This is a genomic window from Streptomyces sp. NBC_01363, assembly GCF_026340595.1.
Taxonomy (GTDB): domain Bacteria; phylum Actinomycetota; class Actinomycetes; order Streptomycetales; family Streptomycetaceae; genus Streptomyces.
Window position 1 is genome coordinate 2,373,893 of the sequence record NZ_JAPEPF010000001.1, and the last position, 14,448, is coordinate 2,388,340.

Sequence of the window (14,448 nt, forward strand, 5' to 3'; positions counted from 1 at the left end):
GGACCCTCATCTTCCTCACATACGCACCGGTTATCGTTCTGCGCATGACTCAGTCGCATCCCAGGATCAGCAAGGCCGTCATTCCGGCCGCGGGGCTCGGTACCCGCTTCCTGCCGGCCACCAAAGCCACTCCCAAGGAGATGCTGCCTGTGGTCGACAAGCCCGCGATCCAGTACGTCGTCGAGGAGGCGGTGACCGCCGGTCTCTCCGACGTGCTGATGATCACCGGCCGCAACAAGCGTCCGCTCGAGGATCACTTCGACCGCAATTACGAGCTGGAGTCCGCGCTCACCCGGAAGGGAGACGCCGAACGGCTCAAGAAGGTCCAGGAGTCGAGCGACCTGGCCACCATGCACTACGTCCGGCAGGGCGACCCGCGCGGCCTCGGCCACGCCGTGCTGTGCGCCGCACCGCACGTCGGGGACCAGCCGTTCGCGGTCCTTCTCGGCGACGACCTGATCGACCCGCGCGACCCGCTGCTGGCCCGTATGGTCGAGATCCAGGAACGCGAGGGCGGCAGCGTCATCGCGCTGATGGAGGTCGCGCCGGAGCAGATCCACCAGTACGGCTGCGCGGCCGTCGAGCCCACCGCCGAAGGCGATGTGGTGCGCATCACCGGCCTCGTCGAGAAGCCCGACCCCGCCGAGGCGCCCAGCAACCTCGCGATCATCGGCCGCTATGTCCTGGACCCCGCCGTCTTCGAGATACTGCGCAGGACCGAGCCGGGCCGCGGCGGCGAGATCCAGCTCACCGACGCGCTCCAGCTCCTCGCCGAGGACGAGAAGGCCGGCGGCCCCGTGCACGGTGTCGTCTTCAAGGGCCGCCGCTATGACACCGGTGACCGGAGCGATTACCTCCGTGCCATTGTCAGACTCGCGTGCGAACGTGAAGACCTGGGCCCGGACTTCAAGACCTGGCTCCGCAGTTACGTCACCGAGGAGATGTAGCACTTTGAGCAGCACGATGTGGTCGGTGGACGAGCACCTGGCAGACATTCTCGAAGCGGTGCGCCCGCTCGAACCCATCGAGCTGCAACTGCACGATGCCCAGGGCTGTGTCCTCGTCGAGGACGTCATGGTGGAGATCGCGCTGCCGCCCTTCGACAACAGCTCGATGGACGGGTACGCGGTCCGCGTCGCCGATGTCGAGGGTGCCGACGAGGAGTTCCCCGCGGTGCTCACCGTCATCGGTGACGTCGCGGCCGGTGATGACGGCCTGCCCGGCGACCGGGCCGTCGGCCCCGGTGAGGCCGCCCGCATCATGACCGGCGCCCCGCTGCCGGCCGGCGCCGAGGCCGTGGTCCCGGTCGAGTGGACCGACGGCGGCACGGGCGGCGGCCCCGCCGACACCATGCGCTCCCACCGGGACGACCCGGAGGCCGCGGGCGGCGAGGTCCGGGTGCACCGCCCCGTCGAGGCCCGCGCCCATGTCAGGGCCCGCGGCAGCGACGTCAAGCCGGGCGATCTGGCGCTGAGCGCCGGATCGGTCGTCGGCCCGCCGCAGATCGGCCTGCTCGCCGCGATCGGCCGGTCGACGGTGAAGGTGCGGCCCCGGCCGCGCGTCGTCGTCATCTCCACCGGCAGCGAACTGGTCCAGCCCGGCGAGGAGCTGACCGGCGGTCAGATCTACGACTCGAACAGCTTCGCGCTCACGGCCGCGGCCAAGGACGCCGGAGCGATCGCCTACCGGGTCGGCGCCGTCACCGACGACGCCGATACGCTCCGCGCCACCATCGAGGACCAGCTGATCCGCGCCGACATCGTCGTCACCACCGGCGGCGTCAGCGTCGGCGCGTACGACGTCGTCAAGGAAGCCCTGTCCTCGGTGGGCGACGAGGACGAACCGGGCAGCGGCATCGACTTCCGCAAGCTCGCCATGCAGCCGGGCAAGCCGCAGGGCTTCGGCTCGATCGGCCCCGACCACACACCGCTGCTGGCGCTGCCGGGCAACCCCGTCTCGTCGTACATCTCCTTCGAGCTGTTCGTACGGCCCGCGATCCGCGTCCTGATGGGTCTGTCGGACGTGAACCGCCCCACCGTCCGGGCCGTGCTGAAGACGGACAAGGCACTCTCCTCGCCGTCCGGCAGGCGCCAGTTCCTGCGCGGTACGTACGACGCGGAGGCCGGCACGGTCACCCCCGTCGGCGGTTCCGGTTCGCATCTGATCGCCGCACTCGCGCAGGCGGACGCGCTCATCGTGCTGCCCGAGGACGTCACTTCCGCCGAGCCCGGCACGGACACCGAGGTGGTCCTGCTCCGCTGATCGCCGGGCGGTGGCGGTACGGTGTCTGCCGCTGTGCCTTCCCGGGGACACCCCCGGGCCCCCGGCCCGCACCCCGGTGCGGGCCGAGCGGGCAACCGGCGCCCTACCGCGAGGCGGAGTTAGTTGAGTACGCAGAACAGGCTGACGCACATCGACGAGGCGGGCGCGGCCCGCATGGTCGACGTCTCGGAGAAGGACGTCACCGCGCGGGTGGCCCGTGCCAGTGGCCGGGTCCTCGTCTCGCCGCGCGTCGTCGAGCTGCTCCGCGGCGAAGGAGTCCCCAAGGGCGACGCCCTCGCCACCGCCCGCATCGCCGGGATCATGGGCGCCAAGCGCACCCCCGACCTGATCCCGCTCTGCCATCCGCTGGCCGTCTCCGGCGTCGAGGTCGACCTGGGCGTCGCCGATGACGCGGTGGAGATCACTGCCACCGTGAAGACCACGGACCGCACCGGCGTCGAGATGGAGGCCCTGACCGCCGTCTCCGTCGCCGCGCTCACCGTGATCGACATGATCAAGGCGGTCGACAAGGCGGCGGTCATCACGGACGTACGGGTCGAGTCGAAGTCGGGCGGCAAGTCCGGCGACTACCGGCGCACCGAGGCGGACGGAGCGGACGCGTGACGGCGCCCGGGGCGTCACCGGCCCCGTCCGCCTACCGCGCCCTGGTGGTCACCGCCTCCAACCGCGCCTCGGCCGGCGTCTACGCCGACAAGGGCGGCCCCCTGATCTCCGAGGCGCTCAAGGACCTCGGCTTCGCCGTCGACGGACCGCAGGTCGTGCCGGACGGCGACCCGGTCGAACAGGCCCTGCGCGCCGGAGCGGCCGCCGGGTACGACGTCATCGTCACGACCGGCGGTACGGGCATCTCGCCCACCGACCGCACCCCCGAGGCCACCCGCCGCGTCCTCGATCACGAGATCCCCGGCATCCCCGAGGCGATCCGTGCCGAGGGCCGCGACAAGGTCCCCACCGCCGCGCTCTCCAGGGGCCTCGCGGGCGTCGCGGGCGGCACGCTCATCGTGAACCTGCCGGGCTCCACCGGCGGGGTGCGCGACGGCCTCGCCGTCCTCGCCCGTCTCCTGGTGCACGCCGTCGACCAGTTGCGCGGCGGCGATCACCCCCGACCGGGGAGCCCGAGCTGAACGTCTCGACCTGGCCGGTGGTCCTCAGCGACGGCGAGATCGTGCTCCGTCCGATCAAGCTGCGCGACCAGCGCATGTGGCGCGAGGTCAACCGGCGCAACCGTGACTGGCTGCGCCCCTGGGAGGCGACCGTGCCGCCGCCCGCCCCGGGCGGACCGGCGGCCCGGCGCCCCACGTACCGTCAGATGGTCCGTCATCTGCGCGCCGAGGCCAACGCGGGCCGGATGCTGCCCTTCGCCATCGAGTACGAGGGCCGGCTGGTCGGTCAGCTGACGGTCGCCGGGATCACCTGGGGCTCGATGTGCTCGGGTCATGTCGGCTACTGGGTCGACCAGGAGGTGGCCGGTCGCGGTGTGATGCCGACCGCGGTCGCCCTCGCCGTCGACCACTGCTTCCGCACGGTCGGGCTGCACCGCATCGAGGTGTGCATTCGGCCGGAGAACGGGCCGAGCAGAAGAGTCGTGGAGAAACTGGGATTCCGCGAGGAAGGCCTGCGCCCGCGCTATCTCCACATCGACGGTGCCTGGCGGGACCATCTGATCTACGCGCTCACCGCGGAGGAAGTACCCGACGGACTGCTCCGGCGCTGGCACCGGGCACGACCAGGAACGCCACGGGAAATAAAATAAGTGTTCGATATTGATCGGCAGTTGACCGATGGCGAACGCACAAACACCCATGGCTGATCTGAACAATCACAAAAAAAGTCCGTGATATCAGCCGGATCGTGCGACACACCGGGCCAATTGGCGGATGCCCCCGCGCAAACCCCTCTACGGTGTGAGACGTGAGCAGCAGCGGCCTCATCTACGCAGTCATCGTCGGGGCCTGGGCCGCCTACCTGGTGCCGATGTGGCTCCGCAGGCAGGACGAGCTCAACGAAGCCCGTCCGACGGAACGCTTCAGCACCGCCATCCGGCTGCTGTCCGGACGGGCGGCGATGGAGCGCCGGTACGCCAAGGACCTGCGGGAGCGCTCTGCCGAGGAGGCGGAGCCCGACGCCGACCCGGACGTCGCCACGGACCGAATGGACTCCGTGGACGTCCGGGCCTTCGCCGCGCCCGACGCGCATACCGAAGCCCGGGTGCACGACCCGGCACGGGCACAGGCGCCGCCCTCCGCGCGGCGCGCACGCCCGCGGCCGGGCGGAACGGAGGCCGAGCGCGTCCGGCGTGCCCAGCGTCTCCAGGTCCTCGCGCGCCGTCGGCGTACCACTGTCGTCCTCTTCCTGGCCTTCACCCTCGGCGCGGTCGTCGCGGCGGTCGGTGGCCTCCACTTCCTCTGGGCGCCCGCGGTTCCGGCCGTGCTGCTGAGCACGTACATCGTGCATCTGCGGACCCAGGAGCGGCGCCGGTTCGCCTTCACCATGGACCGGCGCCGGGCCGAGGTGGCGGCGCAGCATCTGCGCGAGAACCGTCCCCGCAGGCACCAGCCGGCCGCGGCGGCCCCCGCCGAGCCCGACGAGGAGCCCGAAGCGCGCCGCCCCGAGCCGGAGCCCGCGCCCGCGGTCTCCCCGCAGGAGGCCGGCCGCCGCGCCCTGGTCGAGCAGACGGACCACGCGGAATGGGTCGACCAGCAGCGCGAACGCGGCCGGGTCCAGGGCGACAGCTGGGAGCCGGTCCCGGTCCCGCTGCCGACCTACGTCACAGCCCCGGTCGCCCCGCGCGCCACGGGCGGCGTCGAGGTCGGCAACCCGGAGACGTGGAGCGCGGCCCGCTCCAGCGCCGCCGAGCCGACCCAGACGGGCACCTCGCACCCCGTGGTACCCCCGGTCGACCCGGCGCCGCGTCAGCGCACCAACCAGTCCCGCCGCGCCCGCGACCGGGGCCGGACGCCGCTCTTCGACCAGTACGAGGACGGGGAACGCCCCCGAGCCGCCAACGAGTGAGCCCGTCCCGGGCCCCGCTGCGTCCCCGCCTCGGCTGACCAGCACGGACCGGATTTCCGAGCACCCCGTTCGGGGTGCTAGAGTTTCACTCGTTGCAAGGGCCTGTGGCGCAGTCTGGTAGCGCACCTCGTTCGCATCGAGGGGGTCTGGGGTTCAAATCCCCACAGGTCCACCGCACACACGAGATCCCGTCCGATCGAAAGATCGGGCGGGATCTCGTCGGTTGGGGCCCGCTTTCCGCGAAGGGCCGTGCCGCGACGGATGTGCGGCGTATCGGCTCACGGATCGTCAGCGGCGGTGGGCCGCCCACAGCCAGGCGACGTCGATCACCGCGATGGCGCCCCAGATCCAGCAGATGGCGGCAATGCCGCCCGGCGCGAGTGCCGTTGCGAGGGCGCCGAGGGCGACCGTGCCCAGCACGACCCGGGCGCCGCGCCCCGTGGTGAGGGCCGTGCGCAGCGGGCCCCGCTCCGTCAGACGGTCGGACAGGTAGGCGTCGAAGGCCTCCGCCACCTGGTCGTCGATCTCGTCCCGCGTCCGGGCGTCCAGCGAATCAGACATGGGTACCCCCCCGAATCCCGGCGCCCGGTGGCGCCTCCCGGGCCAACGTAATCATTGCAGAGAGATTCTGCAAATAGTCTCTGCAATGATTGCAGAGAACCTCTGCACTATGCTGGCGGGCATGGTCGAGCGTCCCGAGACGAGAGTGCTCACCGGCCCGGACCTCAAGGCCTTCTACAAGGCGCTGTCCAACCCGGTGCGCCGCGACATCCTGAGCTATCTCGGCGAACACGGCGAAGCGAACTCCACCAGCGTCGCCAAGGCCCTCGGCGAGTCCACCGGCACCACCAGCTACCACCTGCGCAAGCTCGCCGAGCTGAATCTGATCGCGGAGATCGAGGAGCGTTCCACCGGGCGGGAGCGCTGGTGGAAGTCGCTCATGACGAACATCCTCACGCCGCCCGGTCTGGAGATGACCGAGGACGAGCGCGAGGCCGCCGTGAAGCTCGGCGCGCTCAAGATGACCCATGACCTGAACCTGGTCGTGAAGGCGTACGCCGGTTACGACGCCTCGGCGGGGTGGAACCAGATCTATCGCGCCGGGCTGCGGATGACGAAGGAGCAGGTCGCCTCGTTCGCCGAGGAGTACCAGGCGCTGCTGCACAAATACACGAGCCCGCCCGGCGAACACCCGCCGGACGCACGCCAGATGGCCGTACGCCTGGTGATGCTGCCCGACGACGGGGGCAGGGCCGCGCCGCCGCCGTGGGAGGAGCCGTGACGGCGGGGGCCGTCGGGCGGTGTCGGCGGGGCCAATTACGCTGGCGGTGCTCGCCTGTTCCGTGTGTGCTGCCGGGGGTGTTCCCGCGTCAGGCCGAGTTCTCAGCTGCTCGTGATTTTCCGTACGGAGGAGCGTCCCTGTGAAAGCCGGCATGCCCAGGCCTCAGATCGACACCAGCAAGCCCCACCCCGCGCGCGTCTACGACTGGCTGCTGGGCGGCAAGGACAATTACCCGGTCGACCAGCAGGTGGCGGAGAAGCTGCCCGAGGAGGCGCGGGGCAACGCGGCGCGGAACCGGGCCTTCATGCACCGGGCCTCCGCCTGGCTGGCCCGCAGCGGGGTCGACCAGTTCCTCGACATCGGCACCGGCATCCCCACGGAACCCAATCTGCACCAGGTCGTCCAGGGCATCACGCCGTCCGCCCGGGTTGTCTACGCGGACAACGACCCGATCGTCCTGCGGCACGCGGAGGCGCTGCTGATCAGCAGGCCGGAGGGCATCACCGACTACCTCCACGCGGATGTGCGCCGGCCCGAGGTGATCCTCGAACACGCCCGTGAGCTGCTCGACTTCGACCGGCCCATCGCGCTCTCCCTCATCGCGCTCCTGCACTTCCTGCCGGACGACGAGGACCCGTACGGCCTCACCCGCACCTTCGTCGACGCGCTCCCCGCAGGCAGCTTCCTGGTGCTCTCGCACGGCACGGCCGACCAGCACCCGGAGCTCAAGCAGGAGACCGAGACCGCGTACAAGAAGGGGGCGATCCCGCTGCGGATGCGTACCCGGAGCGAGGTCGAGCCCTTCTTCGACGGGCTGGACCTGGTCGAGCCGGGGCTGGTCTTCGCCACGGAGTGGTACCGCGAGGAGCCCGCCCCGGTGCGGGAGCGCAGCGGCTTCTACGTGGGCGTCGGCCGGGTGCGCTGAGCCGTCGGGGGATCGCCTCCGGGACCGATGGGTCCGGGGCGGTGCGGCAGTCCTGCTTCTGGGCGTACGAGCGAGAAGGTGGACCGATGAGCAATCTGCGCGATCTCCTGGAGAAGCACGTCGGCGGCGGAGCGGCGCCGGGAGCCGTGGGCCTGGTGGCCCGTGGCGACCGGGTCGAGGTGGCGGCGGTCGGCTCCGCCGATGCGGGCGGTACGGTCGCGATGGCCAGGGACTCGATCTTCCGCATCGCCTCGATGACCAAGCCCGTCACCGCCGCGGCGACCATGATGCTGGTCGAGGAGGGCCGGATCGCACTGGACGAACCGGTGCGGCAGTGGCTGCCGGAGCTGGCGGCACCGAAGGTGGTCCGTACGCCCGCTTCCCCGGTCGACGACGTGGTACCCGCCGAGAAGGTCATCACCGTGGCCGATCTGCTCACCTTCCGGGCCGGGTACGGCTTCCCGTCGGACTTCTCGCTGCCCGCGGTCGGGCTGCTGTTCAGCGAGCTGAAGCAGGGATCGCTGCAGCCCCAGGCCATCGAGGAGCCGGACGCGTGGATGGCCACGCTGTCCGGTATCCCGCTGCTCGACCAGCCGGGCGAGGCATGGCTGTACAACACCTGCTCCGACATCCTCGGCGTGCTGCTCGCCCGGGTCTCGGACCGGCCGTTGCCCGAGTTCCTGGCGGAGCGGCTGTTCGAGCCGCTGGGCATGGCCGACACCGGATTCGCCGTGCCGGCCGGCAAGGCCGACCGGTTCACCAGCTACTACCGCACCGCCCCGGAGGGCGGCGGCCTCCAGCTGGTCGATGGCCCGGACGGGCAGTGGAGCAGCGTGCCCGCGTTCCCGTCCGGCACCGGCGGTCTGGTCTCGACCGCCGACGACTGGTACGCCTTCGCCCGGATGCTGCTCGCGGAGGGGAACCCGGAAGGGAGCCCCGGCAGGCGCCGGCTGCTGTCGGCCGAGTCGGTGCGGCTGATGACCACCGACCATCTGACGCGGGCGCAGCGCGAGCGCAGCACGTTGTTCCTGGAGGGGCAGGGCTGGGGCTACGGCGGTTCGGTCGACGTCGAGGCCATCGAGCCCTGGAACGTACCGGGACGCTACGGCTGGGTGGGCGGCACGGGAACGGCGGGACACCTGACGCCCTCCACCGGCGCGGTCGCGATCCTGCTGACCCAGCTGGAAATGGCCGGACCGACCCCGCCCACGCTGATGCGGGAGTTCTGGAAGTACGCGGCCGACGCCTGAGAGGCCGCCCGGTCCGAGGTCACCCGACAGCCTCTGAGGCCCGGGACCGCTACCGCAGCGGCTTGGCGAAGCAGCGGCTGCTCTCGTACATGCGGTAGTGGCCGAACTTCTCGCACGGGGCGTAACCGCTGGACGCGTACAGCGCGATGGCCTCGGGCTGCTTGTCCCCGGTCTCCAGCACCATGCGGACCCGGCCCGCCGCCCGCGCGTCGGCCTCCAGCGCGGCCAGGATGCGGCGCGCCAGTCCGTTGCCGCGGCCCTCGGGTATCACGAACATCCGCTTGAGCTCGGCGTCGCCGTCCGAGTAGCCCTCGTCGTTCCGGTCCTGGGTGCGCCAGCCGCCGGTGGCGACGGGGCGGTCGCGCGCGTCGTAGGCGAGCAGATACAGACCGTTCGGAGGCTCGAACATCGAGGGGTCGAGCAGTGTGACATCGCCCTCGTCCCCGTACCGCTCGGCGTATTCGAGCTGCACCTGGTCGTTGAGTTTGACGGCGTCGGGGTGGTCGAAGGGCCGAGGGTGGATATTCATACGGATGATGGTACGTGTATGCGGTTCGTGAATGTCGGTATCGTGCCGGGATGCTGACTGTGACCTCCGTCAATGTGAACGGGCTCCGTGCCGCCGCCAAGAAGGGCTTCGTCGAGTGGCTGGCCCGGACCGAAGCCGATGTGATCTGCCTCCAGGAGGTGCGGGCCGAGCCGCAGCAGCTGCCCGAGGAGGTGCGTGAGCCGGAGGGCTGGCACACCGTGCACGCGCCGGCCGCCGCCAAGGGGCGGGCCGGGGTCTCCCTCTACTCGCGGCGGGCGCCCGAGCGCGTGCAGATCGGGTTCGGCGGCTTCGGGGACGCCGGGAGCGAGGAGTTCGACGCGAGCGGGCGCTACGTCGAGATCGACCTGCCGGGTGTCACGGTCGCGAGCCTGTATCTGCCCTCCGGCGAGGTCGGGACCGAGAAGCAGGACGAGAAGGAGCGGTTCATGGCCGCGTTCCTCCCGTATCTGAAGGGTCTGAAGAAGCGGGCCGCGGCCGACGGCCGCGAGGTGGTGGTCTGCGGCGACTGGAACATCGCCCACCAGGAGGCCGACCTGAAGAACTGGAAGGGCAACAAGAAGAACTCCGGCTTCCTCCCCGAGGAGCGGGAGTGGCTGACCCGGGTCTTCGACGAGGCCGAGTACGTCGATGTCGTACGGGCGCTGCACCCCGACGAGGAGGGCCCGTACTCGTGGTGGTCCTACCGCGGGCGGGCCTTCGACAACGACACCGGTTGGCGGATCGACTACCAGGTGGCGACGCCGGGGCTGGCCGGGCGCGCGGTGAAGGGCTGGGTCGAGCGGGCCGCGACGCACGCCGAGCGGTGGAGTGATCACGCACCGGTGACGGTGGTGTTCGAACAGTAGAGCGTGCGAACGCGGGGAGTGCCGGGCGGCTCGATCCGGGCAGTATCCCGGCGTGCGATCAAGGAAACCGGTCCGTCGGCCGCCGTGTGGCCATCCGTCAGCAGGGGTTCCGCGGCGGCTCGTCGGTGTTCTCGCGGCGCAGGCGCCGGTCCAGGGCCATGGAGAGCTCGGCGTCCACCACCGCGCGGGCCAGCGGCCGGAGTTGGTGCGGTTCGGCCTCGTCGCCGCGGTTCTCCAGGATGCCCACGAAGAGTTCGGCGAGCGCGTCGGCGTGCTCGCGGACGCGGCGGCCGGCCGCGAGGACCGTGGCGAGCGGCACCCCTTCCCGTACCAGCTCGGACGAGACCTCCAGCAGGCGGCGGCTGATGTGGACGATCTCGTCGCCGTCGGTGGCGAGATAGCCCAGGTCGAGGGCGGCGGCCAGGTTCTCCGCGGTGGTCTCGCCCTCGAAGTAGTCCGCGAGCTGCTCGGGTGTGAGGCGTACCGGGGTCTCCTCGGTCGGCTCGCCCAGGCCCAGCACCTCGGCGACATCGCGGCCGCTCTCGAAGGTGCGGGCGAGATCGGCGATGCCGGTGAGGGTGTGGCCGCGCTCCAGCAGGCCCGTGATGGTGCGCAGCCGGGCCAGATGGTGGTCGTCGTACCAGGCGATGCGCCCCTCGCGGCGGGGCGGCGAGATCAGTCCGCGCTCCCGGTAGAAACGCACGGTCCGCACGGGGATTCCGGCCTCCTTGGCCAGCTCCTCCATGCGGTATTCGCGGTGCTCGCGTCCGTCAGCCACACCCGCACCCTATGTTGTACCGCCGGTAACTTTCCCTTGCCGTACCCCTACCCATCGGTACGGAGCTGCTCTACTCTCCCAACAATGCCAGTGATTGCTGGCAGAGTCGTGTGACGTACCGCGGGAGGCGGCAGCATGGCCCAGCACGAGCACGTACGAGTGGCGGTGATCGGATCCGGGTTCGGGGGCCTCGGGGCCGCGGTCCGGCTGCGCCGCGAAGGCATCACGGACTTCGTCGTCCTGGAGCGGGCCGAATCCGTCGGCGGCACCTGGCGCGACAACAGCTACCCGGGCTGCGCCTGCGACGTACCGTCCCACCTCTACTCGTTCTCGTTCGCACCCAACCCCGAGTGGCCGCGGACCTTCTCCGGGCAGGAGCACATCCGCGCCTACCTGGAGCATGTGGCGGACACCTTCGGGCTGCGCCCGCACCTCAGGCTGGGCCATGAAGTGACGGTCATGCGCTGGGACCGCGAAGAGCTGCACTGGGCCATCGAGACGGCGAACGGGGCCTCCTTCACCGCCGATGTCGTCGTCTCCGCGAGCGGTCCGCTCTCCGACCCGAAGACGCCGGACGTCCCCGGTCTCGCCGACTTCCCCGGCAAGGTCTTCCACTCGGCCCGCTGGGACCACGACGCCGATCTGACCGGCAAGCGCGTCGCCGTGATCGGCACCGGCGCCTCCGCCATCCAGATCGTGCCCGCGATCCAGCCGAAGGTCGGCAGCCTGACGCTCTTCCAGCGCACCCCGCCCTGGGTCATGCCGCGCATGGACCGGAAGATCAGCGGCGTCGAGCGCCGGCTGCACCGGGCACTGCCCATCACCGGCACCGCGCGCCGCGGACTGCTGTGGGGCATACGGGAGTTGCAGGTCAGCGCCTTCACCAAGCACCCGGGTGAGCTGGGCGTGGTCGAGAGGATAGCCAAGGCCAACATGGCGCGGGCCATCAAGGACCCCGCGCTGCGGGCCAAGCTGACTCCCTCGTACCGCATCGGCTGCAAGCGCATCCTGCTCTCCAGCGCTTACTACCCGGCGCTCGCGAAGCCCAACGTGGACGTGGTCGCCTCCGGCCTGGCCGAGGTGCGCGGCTCCACGCTCGTCGCCTCCGACGGTACGGAGACCGAGGTCGACGCGATCGTCTTCGGCACCGGCTTCCACGTCACCGACATGCCGATCGCCGAGCGCGTGGTGGGTGCGGACGGCATCACGCTCGCCGATTCCTGGAAGGACGGCATGCAGGCGCTGCGCGGCGCCAGCGCCGCAGGCTTCCCCAACTGGATGACGATCATCGGCCCCAACACCGGGCTCGGGAACTCCTCGATGATCCTGATGATCGAGTCCCAGCTGAACTACATGGCCGACTACCTGCGCCAGCTGAACGTGCTGGGCGGACGGGTCGCACTCGACGCGCGGGCCTCGGCGGTCGGGGCCTGGAACCGCCGCGTCCAGGAGCGGATGAAGCGCACCGTGTGGAACACCGGCGGCTGCAACAGCTGGTACCTGGACGCCAACGGGCGCAACACCACCGTCTGGCCGGGCACCACCGCCGAATTCCGCAAGGTGACACGGTCGGTCGACCTCTCGGAGTACGAGGTCGTACGCGTCCCGAAGCAGGCCACCGCCGCGGCGAAGGCCGTCGCCGAGGAGGTCGTGGGATGAGCCGGCTGCTGCGGCGCGACGGCGCCCCGCCGGTCCCCGCGCGGGAGCTGACCGCGCTCTCCGCCGACGGCGCCCGGATCCATGTCGAGGTGCACGGGCGGGACGGCGCCCCCGCGGTGGTCCTCGCGCACGGCTGGACGTGCAGTACCCGATTCTGGGACGCGCAGATCCGGGACCTCGCGGCGGACCACCGGGTCGTCGTCTACGACCAGCGGGGCCACGGCCGTTCGCCCGCCGTCGGCCGCGAGGGATACAGCACCGACGCCCTCGCCGACGACCTCGAAGCGGTGCTGGCCGCCACCCTCGCACCAGGTGAGAAGGCCGTGCTCGCCGGGCACTCCATGGGCGGCATGACGATCATGGCGGCCTCGCGGCGGGCCGGGCTGCGCGAGCACGCGGCGGCCGTACTGCTGTGCAGCACCGGCAGTTCGCGGCTGGCCGCCGAGTCGCTGGTGGTGCCGGTCCGGGCCGGGGCCGTGCGGACCCGGATGACCCGCGCGATCCTCCGTGCGAAGGCCCCGCTCGGACCGGTCACACCGGTTTCCCGGCGGATACTCAAGTACGCGACGATGGGAGCGGGCTCCGCCCCTGACCGGGTGGACGCCTGCGCCCGGATCGTGCACGCCTGCCCGCGGGGCGCCAGGGCGCCCTGGGGCCACGTCCTCGCGGAGCTCGATCTCGACGCGGGCGTACGGGAGTTGCGGGTGCCCGCGGTCGTGATCGCGGGTACGGAGGACCGGATGACGCCGCCCGCGCAGGCCCGCGCCCTCGCGGCGGCGCTGCCCGACTGCCTCGGGCTCACCGAGCTGACGGGCATGGGCCACATGACGCCGGTGGAGGCACCGGAGGCGGTCACGGCGAAGATCCGGGAACTCGTCGCCGGGCACCTCCCGGCGGGCACGGACGCAGGCACGGACGGTACGGCCGAGAAGGAGGAGGTCGCATGAGCGACAGGCGGAGTCTCGAAGGACAGGTCGTCGTCGTCACGGGCGCGGCACGTGGTGTCGGCGAGCTGCTGGCCCGCAAGCTCTCGGCGCGCGGCGCGAAGCTCGCGCTGGTCGGCCTGGAGCCGGACGAGCTGAAGAAGGTCTCCGAGCGACTGCACTCGGAGAGCGACCACTGGTTCGCGGACGTCACCGACCACGAGGCGATGGCGCGGGTCGCCCAGGAGGTCAAGGCGCGGTTCGGGAAGATCGACGTCGTCGTCGCCAACGCCGGGGTCGCCTCGGGCGGACCGTTCGTCGACTCGGACCCCGAGGCGTGGCGGCGGGTCATCGAGGTCAATCTGATCGGCGGCGCGGTGACCGGGCGGGCCTTCCTGCAGGTGCTCATGGAGAGCCGCGGCTACTTCCTCCAGATCGCCTCGCTCGCGGCGATGACGCCGGCGCCGATGATGACCGCGTACTGCGCGTCCAAGTCGGGCGTGGAGGCCTTCGCGCACAGCCTGCGGGCCGAGGTCGGATACCGGGGCGTGAAGGTCGGGGTCGGCTATCTGTCCTGGACCGACACGGACATGGTGCGGGGCGCCGACCAGGACGACGTGATGCGGGAGCTGCGGCAGCGGCTGCCCTGGCCGGCGAACCGCACGTATCCGCTGGGTCCCGCGGTCGACCGGATCGTGGCCGGGATCGAGCGCCGGTCCCCGCATGTGTACGCGCAGTGGTGGCTGCGCGGGATGCAGTCCGTGCGGGGCTACCTGCCCTCGCTGATAGGAGTCGTCGGACAGCGGGAGGTCCGCAGGTTCGGGTCCCGGCTGGACGGCGTGAGCAAGGGACTGGTGGGCGCCGGGGGCGCCGCTGACCAGGACGCGAGGGCGGCGACTACGCAGCGTAAGTGATCGACATGCGGTGGGTGCCGGGGCCTG

General features: G+C 71.3%; 16 protein-coding genes and 1 tRNA gene. 14 read left to right on the forward strand and 3 right to left on the reverse strand.

From position 1 onward, the window contains the following. Positions 1 to 44: 44 nt before the first annotated feature. The 7 genes from galU (at position 45) to OG611_RS11135 (ending at position 5,467) form a co-directional block, all read left to right on the forward strand. Positions 45 to 947 (forward strand): UTP--glucose-1-phosphate uridylyltransferase GalU, encoded by a 903-nt coding sequence (galU, locus tag OG611_RS11105; protein ID WP_266418191.1) that lies wholly within the window; start codon positions 45 to 47, stop codon positions 945 to 947. Positions 948 to 951: 4 nt separating this feature from the next. Beyond that, complete coding sequence (glp, locus tag OG611_RS11110; protein WP_266418193.1) at positions 952 to 2,262, forward strand: gephyrin-like molybdotransferase Glp; 1,311 nt, start codon at positions 952 to 954, stop codon at positions 2,260 to 2,262. A gap of 123 nt (positions 2,263 to 2,385) precedes the next feature. Continuing rightward, a complete protein-coding gene (moaC, locus tag OG611_RS11115) occupies positions 2,386 to 2,886 on the forward strand; it encodes a cyclic pyranopterin monophosphate synthase MoaC (protein WP_266418195.1) in 501 nt (166 codons plus the stop codon). Further along, complete coding sequence (locus OG611_RS11120) at positions 2,883 to 3,407, forward strand: molybdenum cofactor biosynthesis protein B (protein ID WP_266418197.1); 525 nt, start codon at positions 2,883 to 2,885, stop codon at positions 3,405 to 3,407. Before moaC ends, OG611_RS11120 begins: the two co-directional genes overlap by 4 nt. Before the next feature lie 17 nt (positions 3,408 to 3,424). Beyond that, positions 3,425 to 4,036: a GNAT family N-acetyltransferase gene (locus tag OG611_RS11125; RefSeq protein WP_266418199.1), complete on the forward strand. Its 612-nt coding sequence runs from the start codon at positions 3,425 to 3,427 to the stop codon at positions 4,034 to 4,036. Positions 4,037 to 4,194: 158 nt separating this feature from the next. After that, a complete protein-coding gene (glpR, locus tag OG611_RS11130) occupies positions 4,195 to 5,295 on the forward strand; it encodes a gephyrin-like molybdotransferase receptor GlpR (RefSeq protein WP_266418201.1) in 1,101 nt (366 codons plus the stop codon). Between the two features lie 98 nt (positions 5,296 to 5,393). Beyond that, positions 5,394 to 5,467: transfer RNA gene (locus OG611_RS11135), tRNA-Ala, on the forward strand. Positions 5,468 to 5,583: 116 nt separating this feature from the next. On the opposite strand, the gene OG611_RS11140 is transcribed toward OG611_RS11135, so the two are convergent. Continuing rightward, entirely contained in the window at positions 5,584 to 5,856 is a 273-nt protein-coding gene (locus tag OG611_RS11140; RefSeq protein WP_266418203.1) for a hypothetical protein, read from the reverse strand. 121 nt (positions 5,857 to 5,977) lie between these two features. Between OG611_RS11140 and OG611_RS11145 the strand changes: the two genes are divergently transcribed. From OG611_RS11145 to OG611_RS11155, 3 genes are all read left to right on the forward strand, one after another. Beyond that, on the forward strand, positions 5,978 to 6,577 hold the full coding sequence (locus OG611_RS11145) for a transcriptional regulator (protein WP_266418205.1): 600 nt from the start codon (positions 5,978 to 5,980) through the stop codon (positions 6,575 to 6,577). A gap of 139 nt (positions 6,578 to 6,716) precedes the next feature. Further along, a complete protein-coding gene (locus tag OG611_RS11150) occupies positions 6,717 to 7,502 on the forward strand; it encodes an SAM-dependent methyltransferase (protein WP_266418207.1) in 786 nt (261 codons plus the stop codon). Between the two features lie 86 nt (positions 7,503 to 7,588). Beyond that, complete coding sequence (locus tag OG611_RS11155; protein WP_266418209.1) at positions 7,589 to 8,752, forward strand: serine hydrolase; 1,164 nt, start codon at positions 7,589 to 7,591, stop codon at positions 8,750 to 8,752. Positions 8,753 to 8,801: 49 nt separating this feature from the next. Here the strand turns inward: OG611_RS11155 and OG611_RS11160 are convergent, their stop codons facing one another. Beyond that, positions 8,802 to 9,281, reverse strand: a complete 480-nt coding sequence (locus OG611_RS11160) for a GNAT family N-acetyltransferase (RefSeq protein ID WP_266418211.1) — start codon at positions 9,279 to 9,281, stop codon at positions 8,802 to 8,804. A gap of 50 nt (positions 9,282 to 9,331) precedes the next feature. Between OG611_RS11160 and OG611_RS11165 the strand changes: the two genes are divergently transcribed. Further along, a complete protein-coding gene (locus OG611_RS11165; RefSeq protein WP_266418213.1) occupies positions 9,332 to 10,147 on the forward strand; it encodes an exodeoxyribonuclease III in 816 nt (271 codons plus the stop codon). A gap of 97 nt (positions 10,148 to 10,244) precedes the next feature. Here the strand turns inward: OG611_RS11165 and OG611_RS11170 are convergent, their stop codons facing one another. Continuing rightward, positions 10,245 to 10,892 carry a MerR family transcriptional regulator gene (locus OG611_RS11170; RefSeq protein WP_266425754.1) on the reverse strand — a complete coding sequence of 216 codons (648 nt, stop codon included), beginning with the start codon at positions 10,890 to 10,892 and terminating at the stop codon, positions 10,245 to 10,247. Positions 10,893 to 11,060: 168 nt separating this feature from the next. Here OG611_RS11170 and OG611_RS11175 point away from each other — a divergent pair, with 168 nt between their 5' ends. From OG611_RS11175 to OG611_RS11185, 3 genes are read left to right on the forward strand one after another with little or no spacing between them, the layout of a single operon-like run. Next, on the forward strand, positions 11,061 to 12,584 hold the full coding sequence (locus OG611_RS11175) for an NAD(P)/FAD-dependent oxidoreductase (protein ID WP_266418215.1): 1,524 nt from the start codon (positions 11,061 to 11,063) through the stop codon (positions 12,582 to 12,584). After that, positions 12,581 to 13,531: an alpha/beta fold hydrolase gene (locus OG611_RS11180; protein ID WP_266418217.1), complete on the forward strand. Its 951-nt coding sequence runs from the start codon at positions 12,581 to 12,583 to the stop codon at positions 13,529 to 13,531. The genes OG611_RS11175 and OG611_RS11180 overlap by 4 nt, the downstream gene beginning before the upstream one ends. Then, positions 13,528 to 14,421: an SDR family oxidoreductase gene (locus OG611_RS11185; RefSeq protein ID WP_266418219.1), complete on the forward strand. Its 894-nt coding sequence runs from the start codon at positions 13,528 to 13,530 to the stop codon at positions 14,419 to 14,421. The genes OG611_RS11180 and OG611_RS11185 overlap by 4 nt, the downstream gene beginning before the upstream one ends. Positions 14,422 to 14,448: the final 27 nt, after the last annotated feature.

Coding starts and splice junctions, on each gene's coding strand:
- OG611_RS11140 (WP_266418203.1), bottom strand. CDS start 5,856: ATGTCTGATTCGCTGGACGCCCGGACGCGGGACGAGATCGACGACCAG.
- OG611_RS11160 (WP_266418211.1), bottom strand. CDS start 9,281: ATGAATATCCACCCTCGGCCCTTCGACCACCCCGACGCCGTCAAACTC.
- OG611_RS11145 (WP_266418205.1), top strand. CDS start 5,978: ATGGTCGAGCGTCCCGAGACGAGAGTGCTCACCGGCCCGGACCTCAAG.
- OG611_RS11175 (WP_266418215.1), top strand. CDS start 11,061: ATGGCCCAGCACGAGCACGTACGAGTGGCGGTGATCGGATCCGGGTTC.
- OG611_RS11165 (WP_266418213.1), top strand. CDS start 9,332: ATGCTGACTGTGACCTCCGTCAATGTGAACGGGCTCCGTGCCGCCGCC.
- galU (WP_266418191.1), top strand. CDS start 45: ATGACTCAGTCGCATCCCAGGATCAGCAAGGCCGTCATTCCGGCCGCG.
- OG611_RS11170 (WP_266425754.1), bottom strand. CDS start 10,892: ATGGAGGAGCTGGCCAAGGAGGCCGGAATCCCCGTGCGGACCGTGCGT.
- OG611_RS11180 (WP_266418217.1), top strand. CDS start 12,581: ATGAGCCGGCTGCTGCGGCGCGACGGCGCCCCGCCGGTCCCCGCGCGG.
- OG611_RS11155 (WP_266418209.1), top strand. CDS start 7,589: ATGAGCAATCTGCGCGATCTCCTGGAGAAGCACGTCGGCGGCGGAGCG.
- OG611_RS11185 (WP_266418219.1), top strand. CDS start 13,528: ATGAGCGACAGGCGGAGTCTCGAAGGACAGGTCGTCGTCGTCACGGGC.